Here is an 18524-nt window from a genome sequence, read left to right on the forward strand (position 1 = left end):
TGATCTTCTTCCTGGTTCGTCACCAGCAAGCTAGGTCGGCTATATTACTCTTAATCTCTTAAAAGTCAACAGGTAATTTCGATATTTTTAAAACTCACTCTCAAACCAACTTAACATCAAATTCATCACTTAAAGCAATCAACTTAATCACAAGTAACTGTTTTTCAACAAGTTTCTATCTGCATCACCGCCGATGGATGTGCATTATAGACCATTAATAACCCTTTGCAATACCTTTTTTAATATTAGTGCAACAACAGTTCGCTTTTTAATCAAAAACGATAAAAATAGTCATTTTTTATATAAACATGGTTGTAAAAGCATCAATTTATCTAAAATTTTCTCGTCTTGATTCTTTTCTTGCCATCTAAGTGGGCGACAATCAATATATTCACAGTATCCCCCCTCTCCTTGCAGACACTGTTCATTCCAACTTAATTGATATTGAAAGCTTCCCACATATCCGGCCGCCAACCCAAACTTATAATCACCACGACTTTGTGCATAAAGTTCAAAAATTATTTTTCCATTTTTCTCACATTGCCAAGAAAACTCCCTAGGCAAGTACATCTCTTTACCATTTGGTGTTTTAACCTTTGGATAAACTCGGTGGATATGTAAATTTACGTCTTCTGTAAAACTTTCAACAGGCTTTCCAAATTCTTGAATATCTAATCTTGAACATAGGATGATATTCCACTGATTTCTTATTTGTAAGAATGTAAGCTGCGTCGTTTCATTTAAGTTAATAATTTGGCACGTATAGAAACATAAAGATAAGAACGGCAAGTGCAAAGCTCGCGCGTGTTTAAATCGCCCCAACCCTTCAATTTGATATTTCTGTCCTTTATAAAAAATTTCCCCTTCACATACACATAGTGTTGACCAATAGTCAGAAACACCCCACTGCAAAGCAGAGGCATTAGATATATTTTCTGGAATCTGAATCGTAAGATCACACCCCATTTCTGGGTCTAATCGTTGAAGGCGAATCACGGGAATTTGCCATTGAATCAGGTCGGTTTTATCAAATTGATATAGCGCCGAATCAAACTGGCATTGGCGTCGAATAGAATATGTTTTTAAATGTCCCACACTATGTTGGCTATTACTTACAAGCACTGTTGCAGTGTCGATAGCTGAAGTTGTAATGCTATGGGCGTTATAACACAGAGGAATACGTGGCTGTCCCACTAAACTAATATAATTAAAATAACGAAGTGGGGTTGGTAAATTAGGAAGGATCAAGCCTTGATAAACAATTTTAAAAAAGCCACGAGAAGGTTGATAAACAACCCCCTCTTTAACATTAGGGCCCAGCTGCTGTAATTGATTAATTTCACTTATCAACTTAGGCATACTGAACCTCTTCTATTTTATGTTTTTAGTGTTTCATTACTCTTGCGTGCAAATAAAGTCGTAACAAAACCAGATAGAGCATAGATAATTGAAACTGTCAAAATGCCCATTGGAATATTATAAGTGATTGCCGCAAAAATCAGTACTACTGGCAACATAACTACAAAAGGAACGCGTTTACGATCCATCTGCTTGAAAGAATAATATTTAATATTGGAAATCATGAGTAATCCCACAATTACCATAAGAACAGCATTAATAGTTTGAATCGCAATATCACGTAAATCAAAAATGAAAGGATAATCGCGAGCAACCCAGACGAGTGAAATAATGATAATAGCAGCGAGTGGACTTGCAATGCCGATAAAATAACGCTTATCAACAACGCCTATTTGCACATTAAAACGCGCTAGTCGGAAGGCTGCGCAGGCTGTATAAACAAAACAACAAGCTAAACCAATACGGCCTAAATCATGCAAACTCCAGCTATACATCAGCATTGCTGGAGCCACACCAAAAGCTAACAAGTCTGAGAGAGAATCATATTGTTCGCCAAAAGCACTTTGTGCGCCAATTGCTCGAGCAACTCGACCATCTAAGCCATCTAATAGCGCTGCAATAAAAATGGCATAGATCGCTTGGTTAAAATCCCCATTCATACTTGCAATGATGGAATAGAAACCGGACAACAGAGCAGCGGTTGTAATTAAGTTAGGCCAAAGATAAATACCTCGGCGCTTCACTTTTTGTCCTTCCGGATTATCTTCTTCTTCAACCACTTCAAATGTAATCCCATCAAATGAATGTTCATTATGAGTTAAATCTTGCTCTGGTTTAGGCGCATTTGTCATTATTTTCTATTCCAAACATGTGCATTGATTTAAGTTAACTGTTACTCACCTACCAACCAGCGAACAGCAGCATGACCACCAGTTTCTTGCATGCGAAGATGCGGGAATAACCACTGTAGTGCTTGGTCTGCTTGTTCAGAGAACTGCCAAGGTGGGTTAATCACTAATAGACCACAACCATTTAGACCCACAGGTGTGTCATCTGGCCACACACAAATTTCACAAACTAACTGACGGCGAATACCCGTTTTAAACATTTTCTTCTCAAAACGTTCAATCATCGCTCGGTCTTTGATTGGATACCAAACTGCAAAAACGCCTGTTGGCCATTTTTTATAAGCTTGTTGTAAAAGTTCAACTAATTGCGGAAAGTCTTTACGTTCTAATTCGTAAGGAGGGTCGATCATAACAAGACCGCGCTTTTCTTTTGGCGGAATTACGCCGAGCAAGCCTTCATATGCATCACGCTCATGTAAACCTGCACGTTTATCACGAATGTTATGACGTAATTGCTGAAATACATCGCGCTGCATTTCAAAAATTGTTGCCTTATCAATTTCACGCATGCCTTGCAAAGCAAACCAAGGAGAACCTGGATAACTCCCCTTACCTTCTTCAGAACGCAATTGTTCGACTAACTTCAAATATTGTTGGATTGCTTCAGGTGCCTGACGCTTTTCCATTTCAGATAGTTGAACTAGACGATGAATGCCTGTGAGAAATTCTCCAGACTTTTGTGCAGGTGCCAGAGATAAATCATATTTGCCGGCCCCTCCATGCGTATCGATATAACGATAAGGTTTATCTTTAGCATTTAAACGGTTGAGCAGCTGTAGCAAAAGCACATGCTTCATAACATCTGCAAAGTTGCCCGCATGGAAATGGTGACGGTAATTCATGTTGACTTTAATTCCTCAATTCAACAAATAGTTTAACATGAAAAAAATATTCTTTCGTAAGGTTGTGATCATCTAAAATAGAGCTGCTTGATATTTTTACGATCTACTCGAGGTTATATGCGTTCTCACTCACTTCCTGATTCATGGAATTTGGATCAAATTTTAGATGATTTAAATGCGCATGGCTTTGCCATTATAAATCAAGCATATCCAGATCAATATCGCGCACAGGTTTCTCAAGAATGTAGCCATCATATGGATGAATTTAGAGAAGCAGGCATTCAAAACGGCGTTGTAAGCAATATTCGTAGCGACCATATTCTCTGGATTAATGACCGGCTCCCTATTGCTCAGCAACATATTGAAACCTTAACTTTATTTTCACAAAGTCTAAATCAAGCATTCTATTTAGGGATTAAAGAGGTTGAAGCTCATTTTGCCCGTTATAATTTGGGTGAATTTTATGCTTTACACCGAGACAATCCTCAACAAAAAAATGATCGTATTATCTCAACTGTCTATTATCTACATCCAGAATGGCAAGAGGATTGGGGTGGGCAATTGCGACTACAAGATAAAAACGAGAAATGGCATATTGTTAATCCTGAACCCAATCGACTGGTAATATTTCAAAGTGATTTATTACATGAAGTATTAATTTCAAAACAACAAAGACTCTCTATTACAGCTTGGCTTCGTAGTGGAAATTCCATTTGGGTCTAAAGGTTACTCTTTAAATTTGGTAAATGAACCCGATATAAGAGCTATTGATTAAAAAAGGTGATGGCGTATGTCTATTGAAAGTAAAACAATTGTGAACCGAATTGGTGAAACAGACCAACTTTATTTGACTGAAAATACGCCTGAGCTTGCTTTAGAGCGTGCTGAGTTACGCATGCAACTTGTAGTATTAAGTCGTGTTCGCCAAGAACAACTTCATTTTCTACAAGAAGCTATTGTCTTGCTTGAACAAGCTCGTATGGAATATGAAGAAATGCCATTGAGCTTATACCTTAATTTGTCTCTACACTTAGCCAAAGCCTATATGCTTTATTTTGAACTCAATAAAGAAAAACGTTTTGCGCTGATTACTCAACAAATTTTGAAGCCATTAGCACATCATGAACATGCTGATATCTATTTCTTCTTGGCATATGCGTCAGCAGCACGACAAGAGTCAGCATTAACAAGACATTGGTTAACTAAATATTTATCAACGTCTACATGTGATCTTGAATTGCTTCATGGCCAACCTGTATTTGACCTTGTACGTCATGAGCCATGGTATAAAGATAAATTAAAAGTAAAGACACATTAAACTCTTAATGTAATAAAGCCTGTTTTACATATTACTTGTAAAACAGGCTTTATTTTTTTTTGAAATTATTTTTTCACACTGTCTTCATGCAGTTGTTCATTAAGCTCATCAATAACCACAATCCACTCATCATCTTTTTCCCAATGACTTTTCAAAAAATCGCTTTGGCCTTTTGACCAAAAAGACGCTTCATGTAATTTTTGCTCGGCTGGCAATTGATGTGTTTTGATAAAGTTTTCAATACTTGCTTCATCAGAATCTAAACCCAACTGATCAAATAAAAGCTCTAAAGTTGGTTGCTGTTCAAACATTGTTGTTCTCCTATAACTTCTTTTAAATCATCTATTAACTAATCTAACAATAAAACGTTTTTACTTGCATGATAGTGTCTATATTTTCTTGTTGCTTTTTGTGTTTGCTTTTTCAGGATTCAATAAAAAAGCACTCTAAAGAGTGCTTTTTTTAACTCATCAAGCTGATGAATTATTTTACCATGTCAGCAATTGCTGCACGTTCTTCTTCAAGCTCGTTTAGAGTGAAGTTGATACGCTCACGGCTGAATTCATCGATTTCTAAACCTTGAACGATTTTGTATTCACCGTTTTCAGTTGTAACAGGGAAACCGAACATAACGCCTTCAGGAATACCATAAGAACCATCAGATGGAATACCCATAGTTACCCATTTGCCGTTTGTACCAAGCGCCCAGTCACGCATATGGTCAATTGCAGCGTTAGCAGCAGAAGCAGCAGAAGACAAACCACGCGCTTCGATGATCGCAGCACCACGTTTACCAACAGTTGGAAGGAATACGTCTTTGTTCCAAGCTGGATCGTTGATTTTGTCTTTTAAGCTTTCGCCATTTGCAGTTGCAAAACGGTAGTCAGCATACATTGTTGGAGAGTGGTTGCCCCAAACTGTTAAGTTTTCGATGTCAGCAACTGCAACACCAGCTTTTTGAGCAACTTGAGTCAACGCACGGTTGTGGTCAAGACGCAACATAGCTGTGAAGTTTTTCGCTGGAAGATCTGGAGCAGATTTCATTGCGATGTAAGCGTTAGTGTTTGCAGGGTTACCTACAACTAATACTTTAACGTTACGGCTAGCAACTTCGTTTAATGCTTGACCTTGGCCGATGAAAATTTCACCGTTAACTTTTAACAAGTCAGCACGTTCCATACCAGGACCACGTGGACGAGAACCTACCAATAATGCGTAGTCAGCATCTTTGAATGCAACTTTCGGATCATCAGTCCCGATCATGCCAGCCAATAAAGGGAAAGCACAGTCATCAAGTTCCATCATTACGCCTTTAAGCGCTTGTTGTGCTTTTTCAACTGGAACTTCAAGCAATTGTAAAATAACAGGTTGATCTTTACCTAACATTTCACCGCTTGCGATACGGAATAATAAGCTGTAACCAATTTGACCTGCAGCGCCAGTCACGGCAACACGAACGGGTTGCTTCATGTAATTGTCTCCAATGAGTGTCCTTAATCGGGCTAAATAGGAATTCCATCTAACCAAATCATCATAAACGGCAAAGATTGTACTCTAAAGATTTGGCAGATGCATGTAAAAGCCACTCGTTTTCACCAAAAGTCTGATAGAAAATACAAATTAATCTTTACAAATAGATTCGATGTATGGTGAGCATTTCTTTACGAAATGTTCGTAATCTTTAATAACTACCTTTAATCATGATTTCACCAGGGCAATTCGATACCACATGATTTGCACACTGTTTATATTGGCCCTTTACCGTGTAACAAACTTTCACTTCCGTTAAGACCACATCCGAACGTGATAATTGACAACTAAAACGGATACCATTTTGAGGTAAGCTCGGATTAAGGCGTACAAACTGCTGTCTTAACGCGGATTGCTGCATTTCAACATTTGTTGAACTTGTGAGACTAGCCGGAATTTTTAAACGTTCAGCAAAATTAATAACCGTACGGAAATATTGGCTTGCATTCATAGGAACGCATCCGCCTACACTTTTCCATAGCTGTACACGAGCATTATTATCAGGCATAACCCGAGCTACGACTTTGGCTTGCAATGGAGACAAGGTTGCAGAACTGTCTGTTGAGCAATTACTTTGGTTTGTTTCTGGCATGAGGCCTGTAATTGTCAGTGAATATCCTTCAAGACATTTACGTTGTTTTTGTTTAGAGGGATCTAATGCACATGCGGCAGGTGTCATTTGCACATGCATAACATACCCCTGTAAATTAACAGGTTCGGCATGTAAAACGGAACTCATCAACCCTACTCCCGCACAGATGAGCCACCATGCAAGTTGCAAAATTGAACGAAGTTCCAAATATCTATATTTCATTTAATTAAAACTTGAATATGCCAATTAAAAGAAGATCCATCATCAACCACCTTAAAGTTAAGGCGACGTACGCATTGGAATGACTTTCATACGCTGCGATAACGACTGGGCCCCTTGACCCAATATTACGCCGTAATGTGTTGCATTCGTCATAACGTGCTTGACATAGTCTCTGGTTTCTAACAATGGAATTGTCTCAGTATATTGGTCAGCCGAAATTGATTGATAGTCCGGCTGCCAACGTCTAGCCCGATTAGGCCCCGCATTATAACCTGCTGTCGCCAAAACAGGGTTATTGCTTAATTGTCCCTGAATCATCGACAAATAAAATGTTCCATATCGAATATTGGTATTCATTTCATTTAATGCAGCCGGATTATAAGTTTCACCCATTTGACGTGCAATCAACTTCGCTGTATCAGGCATAATTTGCATAAGACCGCCCGCCCCAACGTGAGAACGCGCAGAAGTAACAAACCGACTTTCTTGACGCATTAAACCATAAGCCCATGCGGGGTCAATTCCTGCATTGTAACTATGGCTTACGACATTAGTCTTATGAGGAGTCACATAGCGATAAGTATCATTATGCTTATTTGTTGTACGATCTGCTGCATAAATTGCACGATCATACCAGCCCATGTCATGAGCACGCTTTGCCGCAGCTAAAAGTAAACCATCATCGTGCTGAAGATACGCTTGACGAACTGCCCAATTCCACTCTCGATTCGTGTAAGTTGGATTTGCATTAATACGTCTTAAAGTAAAAGCACGATTAAAGTGAATATTCTGATCTAAACGTCTTAAATCACTTGCCGTTGGCTGATCATCATAAGGTTGATGGTTATAACGTTCACCTAAGCGATCTTTTGCTAAAAGGTTATGATAGTCATCACCAGCCTGAGCCAGTTTTCTATAAATTTGTTGTGCTGTTGCTTTAGAAGCACTATCACCACGCTGCTCTGACGCACGAGCAAGCCAATATTGCCAACGGTCTTCTTGTTTTTGGGTTACCGTCATACTATCAATAGCGCGAATTAAACTTTCCCAAGCCCCAAAACGAATCGCCTGACGCGCATAAATTTCAGCTTCTTCCGGACTTAATGGATAACCATAACTTGCATCAAAGTATTGAAGAACTTCACGATTAAAATTATTTTTCATTACCGTGGTGCCACCAATATAGGCTACCGTACGATATAAATATTTTTGTACATTTTGTGGCGTACCTTGGGCAACACGCTGCACATTTGAAAAAGCATTACTTAAGTCATTATTAGCTAAACGCCCTAACGCAAAAATCAAATACGCATAATCTGCATCATTTGTCTTAGGTGCACTCCATAAATAATTAAGCGGGTTGGCCTGAATTTGGTTAAGCTGGGCCAAAGAAAGATTCAAACCCAGAGTCTGTGCTGTCGCGAGCGCCTGTCCCGACAAACCTGCACGCAATTGTACCCATAGACGCTGTTGTTTATCTTGTGCGCTCATTAAAGGGCTGGATAACATCATGCGCCCTAAACCTAAGCAGGATTCTGGTTGTGACTCAGTTGCTAACCAAACATCTTTATATTCAGCAAAAACTAATGCATCACCACTTCTCGCCCGCACCTGTGCCAAAGCACAATTTTCGGCTTGGTCAGGGTTGGTGACATAAGATAAGACGGGTTGTGCAGATGCAAAGTCAGCTTGTTTAACTTTTTCTTCAACATAATCGGCTGCTAATTTTTCAGCCATTGCTGATTGTGGATAGCGTTGAGCAAAGCTTACGATAGAGGCAGTAGGTTGAAAGCCAAGGTTTGTATTAAGTTTCCAATATTCTGGATAGTATCCCAACACATCATTTTGCATAGCAAGCTGATATTGGTCTAATAACGCGGTATTACCACTATTTGCAGCATTTAGTGCATCATTAAACTGCTCTTCGGCAGCATAGGTAAATGAACAACCAAGTAAACACATAGCTCCTAACCAGCTACGATGCATATATTTATTTTTCATTACACGACTATGGATTGATGAGCTCTTTCTACTTGGTCTCATATATGTGCTAAACCCTGACTATTCACCTTCAACGCATAGTTTAATTATTCTTCGTGCTTTCTTTTGTTGTGTTATGTAACTCTATGATTCAACATCATTAAAATTCACCTAATTTACTTCGCAAAAACTGTGTCATGTTCTGAAAGTTTACTGTTATCGGTTCAGCTCAAATACTGGTATAATAGATGGTTTGACCCATTTTGGGCCAATTTATTCTTTTTTAGATCGATCTGTTAGGAGCCTGCATGACGGTTCAAACCTTCATTCCCAATGGTGCCAAAGCTGCCTCAGAAAACACTGTTACCCAGCCAACGCACACCACTGATGTTTCAATAAAAAAACTTTATATTGAAACTCAAGGGTGTCAGATGAATGAGTATGACAGTCACCGTATGGCAGACCTTTTAGGGGATTCTCATGGCTACGTTTTAACGACCAACCCTAATGAAGCAGACATTCTGCTCATGAATACGTGTTCTATTCGTGAAAAAGCGCAGGAAAAAGTATTTAGTGAATTAGGCCGCTGGCGTAAACTCAAAGACAAAAACCCTGATCTTGTGATTGGTGTGGGTGGATGTGTTGCGTCTCAAGAAGGTGACAATATTCAAAAACGTGCGCCTTATGTAGACATGATTTTTGGTCCACAAACATTACACCGTTTACCGCAGATGCTTGATCAACATAATGCTCAAGTTGAAAAACCTAAAAAAGATAAAATCAAACTGGTTGATATTTCTTTCCCAGATATTGAAAAATTCGACTTTTTACCCGAACCACGTGTAGAAGGCTTTAAAGCATTCGTTTCTATTATGGAAGGCTGCTCTAAATACTGTTCTTTCTGTGTAGTTCCTTACACACGAGGTGAAGAAGTTTCTCGTCCATTAGATGATGTACTTGCAGAAATTGCAGGTCTTGCGGAAAAAGGTGTCCGTGAAATTTCACTTCTGGGCCAGAATGTAAATGGATATCGCGGAGAAACCTTTGAAGGTGGCATCTGTACCTTCCCTGAATTGTTACGACTCGTTGCAGAAATTCCGGGTATCGGCCGTTTACGTTATACAACATCGCACCCACTTGAGTTCTCTGACGAGCTAATTCAGTGTTATGAAGATTTACCTCAAATGGTGTCACATTTACACTTGCCTGTTCAAAGTGGATCTAACGATGTTTTACAGGCAATGAAGCGAAATCATACGATTGATGTTTATATCGACAAGATTGCCAAGTTAAGAAAAATTCGTCCAGATATGCACTTATCGAGTGACTTTATTATTGGTTTCCCTGGTGAAACTGATGAAAACTTCGCCGAAACACTTCAATTTATCAAAGACTTAGATTTTGATCACTCATATAGCTTTGTTTATTCAAAACGTCCGGGTACACCTGCATCAGACTTGCCTGATACTACGCCTGAGCACGTTAAGAAAGAGCGTTTAGCTCAAGTTCAGAAAGTGATTAAACAGTCTAGCATTGAAAAAACTGATGCAATGCTTGGCAAAATTGAACGTGTTCTTATTGAAAAAGTTTCGGACCAAGACCCTAATATTTTACTAGGTACAGCCGATAATACACGTCTAGTCACTTTTGTAGGTGATGCTTCTTGGGTAGGTCGTTTTGCAGAGATTGAGATTACTGAAATTAAAACTTTAAATTTAGTTTACGGTGAACTCTTGAATCTTGAGCCTGACGTGGCGTAATGTAGAGGTATTCTAAAGTCTACTGAAAGGTTTTCTCTTGACTGCAGCGATTCGACGTACCGTAACATTTCCTGAAATTTCAATGGAACGTTTAAAGAGCATCTTGGGTGCCTATAATGGGCACCTTAAGCAAATTGAACAGCGTTTAGATGTCAAAATTACTCATCGTGGAGATGTTTTTCATATCGATGGTGAGATAGATGCTGTTGGGAGAGCCGAAGCATTATTGCAACGACTCTACGAAGAGTCTGAGGTATCCCAGCAAATCAGTGCAGATCTGTTGCATCTGTTAATTCAATCTTCTCAAACTGAACGTAATTTCGAGTTAGTTGGAGAAGAAATGGATGAACATGATGCACCAATGGATGTCTATTTCCAGACTAGAAAAGGTCGTATTAACCCACGTGGCGCCAATCAAAAACGCTACGTACAGCGTATTTTGCAAAGCGATATTTCTTTTGGTGTTGGCCCTGCGGGTACAGGTAAAACCTATTTAGCAGTTGCCGCCGCAGTAGATATGCTCGAACGTAATGAAATCCAACGGATTTTACTTGTACGTCCTGCTGTAGAAGCTGGAGAAAAGCTAGGTTTCTTACCGGGTGATTTAACTCAGAAAATCGACCCATACCTACGCCCTCTTTACGATGCTCTTTACGAAATGCTTGGCTTTGAAAAAGTTGCCAAGTTAATCGAGCGTCAAGTGATTGAAGTTGCACCTCTTGCATATATGCGTGGTCGCACACTTAACCATTCATTTGTAATTTTGGATGAAGCTCAAAACACAACGCCTGAACAAATGAAAATGTTCTTGACCCGTTTAGGTTTTGGTTCTCGTGCAGTGATTACAGGTGATATTACCCAAGTAGATTTACCTCGAGGCCAACAATCTGGTTTGGCACATGCACTACGTGTACTCGAGAACATTAAAGAAATTCATATTACCCGTTTCCATTCCCGTGACGTTGTACGTCATCAACTTGTTCAAAAAATTGTTGAAGCGTATGAAGGTTGGGATGGTGAACAACAGCGTCTTAATGCTGAAGCACGTGCTGAACGTAAAGCACGTCAAGAAGCATTAGTTGCTGAAAACGATACAGCAGCAGACTTGCAACATCAGGATGCTTAAGGATTCATTTTGAAAATCAGTTTAAGTTTACAACAAGACTTTCAATCACCTGAGTTAGAGTTCAAACGAGCTCAACTCAAAAAAATTATTGAGACCACTTTACGCCACGTTGGTTATAAAGAAGATTGTGAAATTGGAGTTGCTTGCGTTGATCTGGATGAAAGCCAGCAACTCAATTTACAATACCGAGAAAAAGATAAACCAACTAATGTTTTATCTTTCCCAAGTGATATTCCAGAAGAAGTTCTACCAATGCTAGATGCCTTACCATTAGGTGATTTAGTTATTTGCATTCCAGTGGTATTACAAGAGGCTTTGGAACAAAAGAAAACTGCACAAAATCATTTTGCACATCTGTTAGTACATGGTGTTTTACATTTACTTGGCTATGACCATGAAACTAGTGATGAAGATGCAGAAGAGATGGAAGGCTTAGAAATTGAAATTTTAGCAAAACTCAATATTGCTAACCCTTATCAGGAATAATGTGATCATTAGTAAAATGTGGATATCCTAAAAGTTATCCACATTTTTTTAATTAGTGAACCTCAAATTCAGCTTCAGCTGGGTCAAAACGCCAAGTACGTACTATACGCAACTCCGAAATATCTTTCATATTGGCATCAAAATGCCCAAATGGTGCGCCGCGGCGTACTGAAGACTTCGCTGCTTCATCTAGTATTGAATGCCCTGAGCTTTCAAGCAAGCGAATTGCACGAATTCCCCCTTGAGCATTCAAAATTACCATAAGGCGAACTTCACCTTTTAACTGTTGCTGTTTGGCTTCTTCAGGGTAATAGCGATTACCGTAAAGCTCTACTTTTTCACGAAATTTATCTAAATAAATAGCTGAAGCATCTTTCTTTGCTTGAATACCATCTACTGTTTTGATTTTTTGCTGACGGCTGAAATCTTGTTGGCGTTGCAAATATTGTGCTTCAAGGCTTGCAACCATGGCAGCTTTTGCTTGAAATTGACTTTGTAGTTGTTCTAGTTCTTTTTTTCTTTGGCTTGCATCCGCTTGTTTCTGCCAACTCAAAACCGTCATTAAAACTTTTTCTTCAAATTTAAGCTCTCTTTGTTGCTGAATCTTTTGCAAACTTTCTAACTCAGTATCTCCAGTTGAAGCATCATTGAGCATCGGATTTGGAGTATCACTAGAAGTCCGATGAGCTTCACGAAATGCTCCCGCACCTTGCTGATCTGCTTGCGCTAAAAAATCTGCCTGATGAACTGGCTCATTGCTTGGCCGAATTGAAATTGCAATTTCTTTAGTAGATTGCTCTGATGGGCTAGGCATAGCAAAGTGAATGAGCAATACAAAAATATGCAGTAAGATTGCCAATATTGTTGCAGCAATAAAGACTCGGTCTTGCCACCAATGATGAAAAGGCTCTATGGATAAACTTCTTTTGTTCAACATAATCTTAAAAGCATATAAATGCCTTTTCCCCACGGTTTAATACCGAATAAAATACAAACTAATATTCAAATATGGATAAAAGTGTGATTCACTTCAAATATAGGGTTTTATCCATTTTCATTTTGTCAAAATGTATCAAGTAAATTTGTTACACTGCAATATCAAAACCCGTTTTTTATCATAATAAAGATTGTGTGGGCTCTTTAGTAAATTATCTTCTGGAAGTTCTTTTATGCAAACGCTATTTTCCTCATTAGTCAGACGCCTTCAAAAAGTCTATAAAAAAGCAGAAGCATTCATTGAGGAAGAAAGAGATTTTACATTATCGCAAACCTTTCTGAATGCCACTTTGCAACGTTATGTGACCAATAATGTTGAGTTTTTAGATGACCTACATGCAGATCTTTATCATGACTGGTTAAGGTTATATGCAACCATGCATGTGAAAGGTTTAGAAACCACACTATCGGTTGATTTAAAACTGATCCAGATGGAATTTAATAAAGAACAACAACTTTTAGTTTTTGAACAAATTAGTAATACACAAATTATTGAAGCGAAATATAAAAACTTTTGGCAAAAGATCGCTGTAAAAGCCGCAGTTTTTTATTACCATAAAATTTTGAAAAAAGACCCTTTGGGGATGATTCTTGAACGTTTTAATGTAGCAGAAGAACGCGATGAACTCATTTTTCTTGATCTCAACCGTTGGTTTGGCAAAAAAGCCAGCATCATCGAGACATTAGGCAAAGTACATATAAATTACGCACGAGTTCGTGAAGCTGAGTTAGTTGTATTTGGAAATGTGAATTTAGCAGCCTTACTTTCTCGTGATCAGGACGACGATTTTGAAGAAGAATTCGCGGATTCTGAAATAACGCCAATTCAGCAAAAAGATGAATAAACGGTTTATAAATGAAGATGAATTAACTGCCAAAAAACACAAATAGATTACACATTTAGCATAAATCCTGATTTTTTCTCCATGATCAACAGGCATAATATGTTTAAGTTACAGATGCATCAGCACTGACTTTTTAGTCTGTACAAGGATATTTACTTATGGCAACAAAATTTCTGAAATCGTTTGGCATCGCAACAGGTATTTCAACAACTTTGCTTTTTGCAGGCTTCTCAAGCCATGCACTTGCCATGAGCCCATTTCAGGCGAATTATCAGTTTACTTACAATAATAAAGGCATGGGGTCGGCTACACGTGCCTTAAGCCAGCAAGGTAATAACTGGACTTATAAATTCACTGCAAAAGCAGGCGGAATTGCGTCCGCAAGTGAAACAAGTAAATTTAGTTTCACCAATGGTAAAATTGGGTCTCAAAGTTTTAGCCGTACCAGCAAAATTTTGATTCATAACAACACCATGAGTATTAACTTTAATCCAAATAGCAAAACTATCTCTACCAAGAAAGATGATAAAGCTCGTTCATTTGCTTGGCAGGCAGGCGTTCTTGATGAGTTAAACGCAGAGTTACAACTGCGTGAAGACTTAAAAAATGGTTCACTGAAGTCCTCTTATCCACTTGCAGATGCAAAAGAAGTGGAAAACCGTCGATTTGTAAAACAAGGTAATGAGAAAATTAAAACCTCTTATGGAACATTCGATACCATTAAAGTGGTTTTACAACACAACAAACCTGAACGCAGTACAATCTTTTGGTTAGCGCCGAAATTAGATTATTTACCAGTTAAAGTAAGTCATATTGATGGTAAAACTTCTTATGGATTGTTATTAACAAGTTATACAGGTAAGACGAATTAAAGCTTGCATTTTTTTGGATGCTTTTTAAAATACGCATTTGCTTTAAAAAGCATCCGTCTAGAGGATTCTCCCGTGCACGCACTAGAACAGAAAATCTTAACAGAAGGTATCGTTCTATCTGATCAAGTCTTGAAAGTCGACGCTTTCTTAAACCACCAAATTGATCCTGTATTAATGCAGCAGATTGGTAAAGAATTTGCCGCTCGCTTTAAAGATGCAGGGATTACCAAGATTATTACCATTGAAGCATCAGGTATTGCACCTGCAATCATGGCAGGTTTAGAACTTGGTGTACCTGTAATTTTTGCTCGCAAATATCAGTCATTGACCTTAAAAGATGACTTATATCGCTCTAAAGTATTTAGTTTTACTAAACAAACTGAAAGCACGATTGCGATTTCAAATAAACATCTTCATTCAACTGATAAAGCATTAGTTATTGATGACTTCTTGGCAAATGGTCAAGCAGCATTAGGCCTGATTGATTTAATTCACCAAGCAAATGCAGAAGTTGTAGGTGTGGGTATTGTGATTGAGAAATCATTCCAACCAGGTCGTGATTTATTGCTTGAAAAAGGCTACCGCGTTGAATCATTAGCACGTGTACACTCTCTTACAGATGGCAAAGTTACTTTTGTAAAAGAATAAGATGTACACCTAAAAAAGAGCGGATATCCGCTCTTTTTTATTTGCTCAAAACTAAACTAAAAGCTTTTTGGCAACCTCTCCTAAACGTTTGCCTTGAGCTTCACACAAAATCTTTTCATCCTGACTTAAGTTTTGGTCATGACGCGGTCCACTTACATGGCTTGCGCCATAAGGTGTTCCCCCTGTTTTAGTATTAGATAACGCTGGAATTGCATTAGGTAATCCCAAAATCATCATGCCATGATGAAATAACGGCGGTAGCATAGTGAGTAAAGTACTTTCTTGCCCACCATGCATTGAACCAGAAGAAGTGAAAACACAAGCGGGTTTATTATGTAATGCCCCATTGAGCCAAAGACTGGTTGTTTGATCCCAAAAATATTTCATTTCACTTGCCATATTGCCAAAACGGGTTGGAGAACCTAACGCTAAACCTGAACAATTCGCTAGATCATCTAACGTACAATAGATATCACCTTCTTCCGGAATACTTGGCTCGGCTATTGTGACAGCTGGAGCAATATTTGGTACTGTCCGAATTTTCACTGACATACCCGCAGACTCAACACCGTTGGCAATTAAATGAGCCATTTCTTTAGTAGAACCATATTTGCTGTAATAGAGTACAAGAATGTAAGGTTGCATCGGTTTCATAAATTTTGTTAAAAAGACACTATACGGGATTTTTTATTTTTTTGGCGCAACCAATTTTATGAAATTCTAGAGGTGATTGATGAGGTAGTACAAAAGATAATGCGAGCAAATTTCTCGGACTCATCGAGTAAAAAGTTTATCTACTTTTGGTAAACCCTTGCTTAGACAACAGAAAGCCTACTTTGTTGAAAAAAGTTTATGGCTACAATTCTTTCTATAGCACATAGTAAACTTACAGAACGACTTTAATTCTATAAGTTATTATTTTGCTTTAATCTACGATTTGAGTACTTAAGCTCATACTTTCATAAGCTATCAATCGCCCAACATGATGATTAAAAAAATCGGGATAGACGACGCATGTTACAACGTTTTTTAAGTAAACTTCCTTTTTATAATAAAACCTGGTTTCAGTTCGTTTTATATGTATTTAAGCGTTTTGAAGCTGATCGGTGCCGTGAACAAGCTGGCTCTCTCACCTATACAACGCTATTCGCAGTTGTGCCGATGTTAACGGTTTTTTTAGTAATTATTTCTTCAATCAAAGCGTTAGAACCCGCAAGACAACAGCTGCAACATTTAATTTATAGTAATTTTTTACCGAAAAGTACGATTGCATTTGATAAAGCGCTAAATGCTTTTACAGAAAAATCTAGCAACTTAACCGTTATTGGTGTGCTGTTTTTATTCGTTACTACTGTCTTAATGCTGACCTCAATTGAAACCGTCTTTAACCGTATTTGGCGTGTAAAAGAAACTCGTAGTGGCATTATGGGCTTTATGCGCTATTGGACAATCATCTCTTTAGGTCCGATTATTTTAGGCAGTGCATTTGTTATTTCATCAACAGTTGCATCGATGAACTTATTAAGCAATAACTTCACAGGTTATCAACTTGATGGCGCATTTCTACTCTGGCTAATTTCTTTTGTACTCACTATTTTGGGTTTCTTCATTTTATATTGGACCATTCCCAATCGTACAGTCCCAGTTTATGCAGCAGGAATAGCGGCTTGTTTAAGTGCGGTACTGTTCGAAATACTCAAAAATTTCTTTAGCTTTGTGATGTCAAATTTCACTAGTTATGAAATTATTTATGGTGCATTTGCAGCAGTTCCAATTTTCCTTCTATGGATCTTCCTGTCATGGAACATTATTTTACTTGGTGTAGAAGTAAGTTTTGCTCTAACTGCTTTTCACTCGGGTAAAGAGCAGAAACGTCATCCTGTTTTAATGCTATTAGATATTCTCGAGCTGTTTTATAAAAAACAGAAACTCGGTGAAAGTGTAAGTGACAAAGAAGCTTTAGAAATTTTAGGTCGTGGAGAGATTGGCCGTTGGCCAGCTTATGTACTTTTGCTTGAAGAGCAAAATTTGGTTAAACGTACCGATAAAGATGAATATGTTCTCGCGCGCAATTTATCCCAAGTTGACTTCTGGAGCTTTTTCACTGCTCTTCCATACCCTCTGCCATTACGTGAAGATGTTCTAAATGTACACGATGACGATGAATGGATGGAAAAAATAGGACCCGCCTTGGTCGAATCTAATGATTATTTAGCAGCAAAACTTTCTATTCCGCTCTCAACAATTTTTGAAGAGAAATAAGAAAGTAGAACTCTTCAATAGTATAGACACTCTTTCCTACCCAATAAAAAAACCCTATTATTAAAAAAATAATAGGGTTAAAAATTGGCAATTTTAGGAGTGGGTTATGCTTTTACAAAAGTTTCCCATGCAAAATCTTGCGTTGCACCTTTTAATGTCATTTTCAACTGATCACCTGCATGTAATGGTCCAACCCCAGCAGGTGAACCTGTCATAATCACATCACCTGGCTCTAATGAAAAAACCTGATTAATATCAGTTAAAAGTTCACCAATAGTAAACATTAACAGTGCAGTATTACCATCTTGACGCAATTCATCATTAATATGGAAAGTGAATTTGGTCTCTTGCCAATTTGTAATTTCTTTTGTATCAACCCAATCTGCCAAAACACAAGCACCATCAAAAGCTTTAGCGCGCTCCCATGGGTGGCCTTTACTTTTCAGATCATTCTGTAAGTCACGCATTGTTAAATCAAGACCTAAAGTTACTGCCCCAATCGCTTTTAAAGCTTTTTCAGGGTCAGTTTCACCTTTCAAAGGTTGATCAATACGTAACACCAACTCACACTCAAAATGGCAACTGCCCCACGCTGGATTCCAAGAAATACCGTCATTTAAACCAATCAAGCTACTCGGTGGTTTAATAAATAATATAGGGCTGTCAGGCATAGCATTATTTAATTCTTTGACATGATCGGCGTAACTTCTGCCCACGCAAACGATTTTTGAAGGACGTGTATTCATGAGGCTTCCTTTGTTGTTGCGGCTAATAATTC

Annotated in this window: 18 protein-coding genes and 1 pseudogene; 9 read left to right on the top strand and 10 right to left on the bottom strand. The window is 38.3% G+C overall.

The window, feature by feature from the left end; all coding sequences use genetic code 11:
* Positions 1–272: 272 nt before the first annotated feature.
* The 3 genes and pseudogenes from F928_RS16410 to F928_RS16420 form a co-directional block, all read right to left on the bottom strand.
* Positions 273–1359: pseudogene (locus F928_RS16410) on the bottom strand (DUF6670 family protein).
* A gap of 17 nt (positions 1360–1376) precedes the next feature.
* On the bottom strand, positions 1377–2210 hold the full coding sequence (gene pssA / locus F928_RS16415; RefSeq protein WP_002119541.1) for a CDP-diacylglycerol--serine O-phosphatidyltransferase: 834 nt from the start codon (positions 2208–2210) through the stop codon (positions 1377–1379).
* Between the two features lie 41 nt (positions 2211–2251).
* Entirely contained in the window at positions 2252–3109 is an 858-nt protein-coding gene (locus tag F928_RS16420) for a 23S rRNA (adenine(2030)-N(6))-methyltransferase RlmJ (RefSeq protein WP_002119552.1), read from the bottom strand.
* A 117-nt stretch (positions 3110–3226) separates the two neighbouring features.
* Here F928_RS16420 and F928_RS16425 point away from each other — a divergent pair, with 117 nt between their 5' ends.
* Together F928_RS16425 and F928_RS16430 are read left to right on the top strand one after the other, a co-directional pair.
* Positions 3227–3832, top strand: coding sequence for a 2OG-Fe(II) oxygenase (locus F928_RS16425; RefSeq protein WP_002119561.1), 606 nt, complete (start codon positions 3227–3229; stop codon positions 3830–3832).
* Positions 3833–3899: 67 nt separating this feature from the next.
* Positions 3900–4427, top strand: a complete 528-nt coding sequence (locus F928_RS16430) for a hypothetical protein (RefSeq protein ID WP_002119538.1) — start codon at positions 3900–3902, stop codon at positions 4425–4427.
* Positions 4428–4492: 65 nt separating this feature from the next.
* On the opposite strand, the gene F928_RS16435 is transcribed toward F928_RS16430, so the two are convergent.
* The 4 genes from F928_RS16435 to slt form a co-directional block, all read right to left on the bottom strand.
* Positions 4493–4738: a DUF2789 family protein gene (locus tag F928_RS16435; RefSeq protein ID WP_002119522.1), complete on the bottom strand. Its 246-nt coding sequence runs from the start codon at positions 4736–4738 to the stop codon at positions 4493–4495.
* A 172-nt stretch (positions 4739–4910) separates the two neighbouring features.
* Positions 4911–5897: a malate dehydrogenase gene (mdh, locus tag F928_RS16440; protein WP_002119517.1), complete on the bottom strand. Its 987-nt coding sequence runs from the start codon at positions 5895–5897 to the stop codon at positions 4911–4913.
* A gap of 211 nt (positions 5898–6108) precedes the next feature.
* Positions 6109–6771: a ribonuclease T2 family protein gene (locus tag F928_RS16445; RefSeq protein WP_005804634.1), complete on the bottom strand. Its 663-nt coding sequence runs from the start codon at positions 6769–6771 to the stop codon at positions 6109–6111.
* A gap of 57 nt (positions 6772–6828) precedes the next feature.
* Positions 6829–8772 carry a lytic transglycosylase domain-containing protein gene (gene slt, locus F928_RS16450; protein WP_005067327.1) on the bottom strand — a complete coding sequence of 648 codons (1944 nt, stop codon included), beginning with the start codon at positions 8770–8772 and terminating at the stop codon, positions 6829–6831.
* A 287-nt stretch (positions 8773–9059) separates the two neighbouring features.
* Between slt and miaB the strand changes: the two genes are divergently transcribed.
* The 3 genes from miaB to ybeY are packed head-to-tail and all read left to right on the top strand — an operon-like array spanning position 9060 to position 12123.
* Positions 9060–10511 (top strand): tRNA (N6-isopentenyl adenosine(37)-C2)-methylthiotransferase MiaB, encoded by a 1452-nt coding sequence (gene miaB, locus F928_RS16455; RefSeq protein ID WP_002119558.1) that lies wholly within the window; start codon positions 9060–9062, stop codon positions 10509–10511.
* Between the two features lie 37 nt (positions 10512–10548).
* Entirely contained in the window at positions 10549–11637 is a 1089-nt protein-coding gene (phoL, locus tag F928_RS16460) for a PhoH family protein (protein WP_002119513.1), read from the top strand.
* 9 nt (positions 11638–11646) lie between these two features.
* Positions 11647–12123, top strand: coding sequence for an rRNA maturation RNase YbeY (gene ybeY, locus F928_RS16465; protein WP_005078295.1), 477 nt, complete (start codon positions 11647–11649; stop codon positions 12121–12123).
* Between the two features lie 52 nt (positions 12124–12175).
* On the opposite strand, the gene F928_RS16470 is transcribed toward ybeY, so the two are convergent.
* Entirely contained in the window at positions 12176–13060 is an 885-nt protein-coding gene (locus tag F928_RS16470) for an energy transducer TonB (protein ID WP_002119545.1), read from the bottom strand.
* A 232-nt stretch (positions 13061–13292) separates the two neighbouring features.
* On the opposite strand from F928_RS16470, the gene F928_RS16475 reads away from it, so the two are divergent.
* The 3 genes from F928_RS16475 to xpt all read left to right on the top strand — a co-directional run bounded on the left by F928_RS16475 (position 13293) and on the right by xpt (position 15484).
* Positions 13293–13964, top strand: a complete 672-nt coding sequence (locus F928_RS16475; protein ID WP_002119526.1) for a hypothetical protein — start codon at positions 13293–13295, stop codon at positions 13962–13964.
* A 158-nt stretch (positions 13965–14122) separates the two neighbouring features.
* Positions 14123–14836 carry a DUF3108 domain-containing protein gene (locus F928_RS16480; protein WP_002119525.1) on the top strand — a complete coding sequence of 238 codons (714 nt, stop codon included), beginning with the start codon at positions 14123–14125 and terminating at the stop codon, positions 14834–14836.
* A 72-nt stretch (positions 14837–14908) separates the two neighbouring features.
* Positions 14909–15484: a xanthine phosphoribosyltransferase gene (xpt, locus tag F928_RS16485; RefSeq protein ID WP_002119547.1), complete on the top strand. Its 576-nt coding sequence runs from the start codon at positions 14909–14911 to the stop codon at positions 15482–15484.
* A gap of 51 nt (positions 15485–15535) precedes the next feature.
* Here xpt and wrbA read toward each other — a convergent pair whose 3' ends face one another.
* Complete coding sequence (gene wrbA, locus F928_RS16490; protein ID WP_005078299.1) at positions 15536–16138, bottom strand: NAD(P)H:quinone oxidoreductase; 603 nt, start codon at positions 16136–16138, stop codon at positions 15536–15538.
* Between the two features lie 360 nt (positions 16139–16498).
* On the opposite strand from wrbA, the gene F928_RS16495 reads away from it, so the two are divergent.
* On the top strand, positions 16499–17746 hold the full coding sequence (locus F928_RS16495) for a YihY family inner membrane protein (RefSeq protein WP_002119535.1): 1248 nt from the start codon (positions 16499–16501) through the stop codon (positions 17744–17746).
* A 104-nt stretch (positions 17747–17850) separates the two neighbouring features.
* Here F928_RS16495 and ycgM read toward each other — a convergent pair whose 3' ends face one another.
* Positions 17851–18492: a fumarylacetoacetate hydrolase family protein gene (gene ycgM, locus F928_RS16500; RefSeq protein ID WP_005078301.1), complete on the bottom strand. Its 642-nt coding sequence runs from the start codon at positions 18490–18492 to the stop codon at positions 17851–17853.
* Positions 18493–18524 lie beyond the last annotated feature (32 nt).

This window comes from Acinetobacter pittii ATCC 19004 = CIP 70.29, from assembly GCF_000369045.1.
GTDB lineage: Bacteria > Pseudomonadota > Gammaproteobacteria > Pseudomonadales > Moraxellaceae > Acinetobacter > Acinetobacter pittii.

Coding starts and splice junctions, on each gene's coding strand:
- pssA (WP_002119541.1), bottom strand. CDS start 2,210: ATGACAAATGCGCCTAAACCAGAGCAAGATTTAACTCATAATGAACAT.
- F928_RS16420 (WP_002119552.1), bottom strand. CDS start 3,109: ATGAATTACCGTCACCATTTCCATGCGGGCAACTTTGCAGATGTTATG.
- F928_RS16425 (WP_002119561.1), top strand. CDS start 3,227: ATGCGTTCTCACTCACTTCCTGATTCATGGAATTTGGATCAAATTTTA.
- F928_RS16430 (WP_002119538.1), top strand. CDS start 3,900: ATGTCTATTGAAAGTAAAACAATTGTGAACCGAATTGGTGAAACAGAC.
- F928_RS16435 (WP_002119522.1), bottom strand. CDS start 4,738: ATGTTTGAACAGCAACCAACTTTAGAGCTTTTATTTGATCAGTTGGGT.
- mdh (WP_002119517.1), bottom strand. CDS start 5,897: ATGAAGCAACCCGTTCGTGTTGCCGTGACTGGCGCTGCAGGTCAAATT.
- F928_RS16445 (WP_005804634.1), bottom strand. CDS start 6,771: ATGAAATATAGATATTTGGAACTTCGTTCAATTTTGCAACTTGCATGG.
- slt (WP_005067327.1), bottom strand. CDS start 8,772: ATGAAAAATAAATATATGCATCGTAGCTGGTTAGGAGCTATGTGTTTA.
- miaB (WP_002119558.1), top strand. CDS start 9,060: ATGACGGTTCAAACCTTCATTCCCAATGGTGCCAAAGCTGCCTCAGAA.
- F928_RS16470 (WP_002119545.1), bottom strand. CDS start 13,060: ATGTTGAACAAAAGAAGTTTATCCATAGAGCCTTTTCATCATTGGTGG.
- F928_RS16475 (WP_002119526.1), top strand. CDS start 13,293: ATGCAAACGCTATTTTCCTCATTAGTCAGACGCCTTCAAAAAGTCTAT.
- F928_RS16480 (WP_002119525.1), top strand. CDS start 14,123: ATGGCAACAAAATTTCTGAAATCGTTTGGCATCGCAACAGGTATTTCA.
- wrbA (WP_005078299.1), bottom strand. CDS start 16,138: ATGAAACCGATGCAACCTTACATTCTTGTACTCTATTACAGCAAATAT.
- F928_RS16495 (WP_002119535.1), top strand. CDS start 16,499: ATGTTACAACGTTTTTTAAGTAAACTTCCTTTTTATAATAAAACCTGG.
- ycgM (WP_005078301.1), bottom strand. CDS start 18,492: ATGAATACACGTCCTTCAAAAATCGTTTGCGTGGGCAGAAGTTACGCC.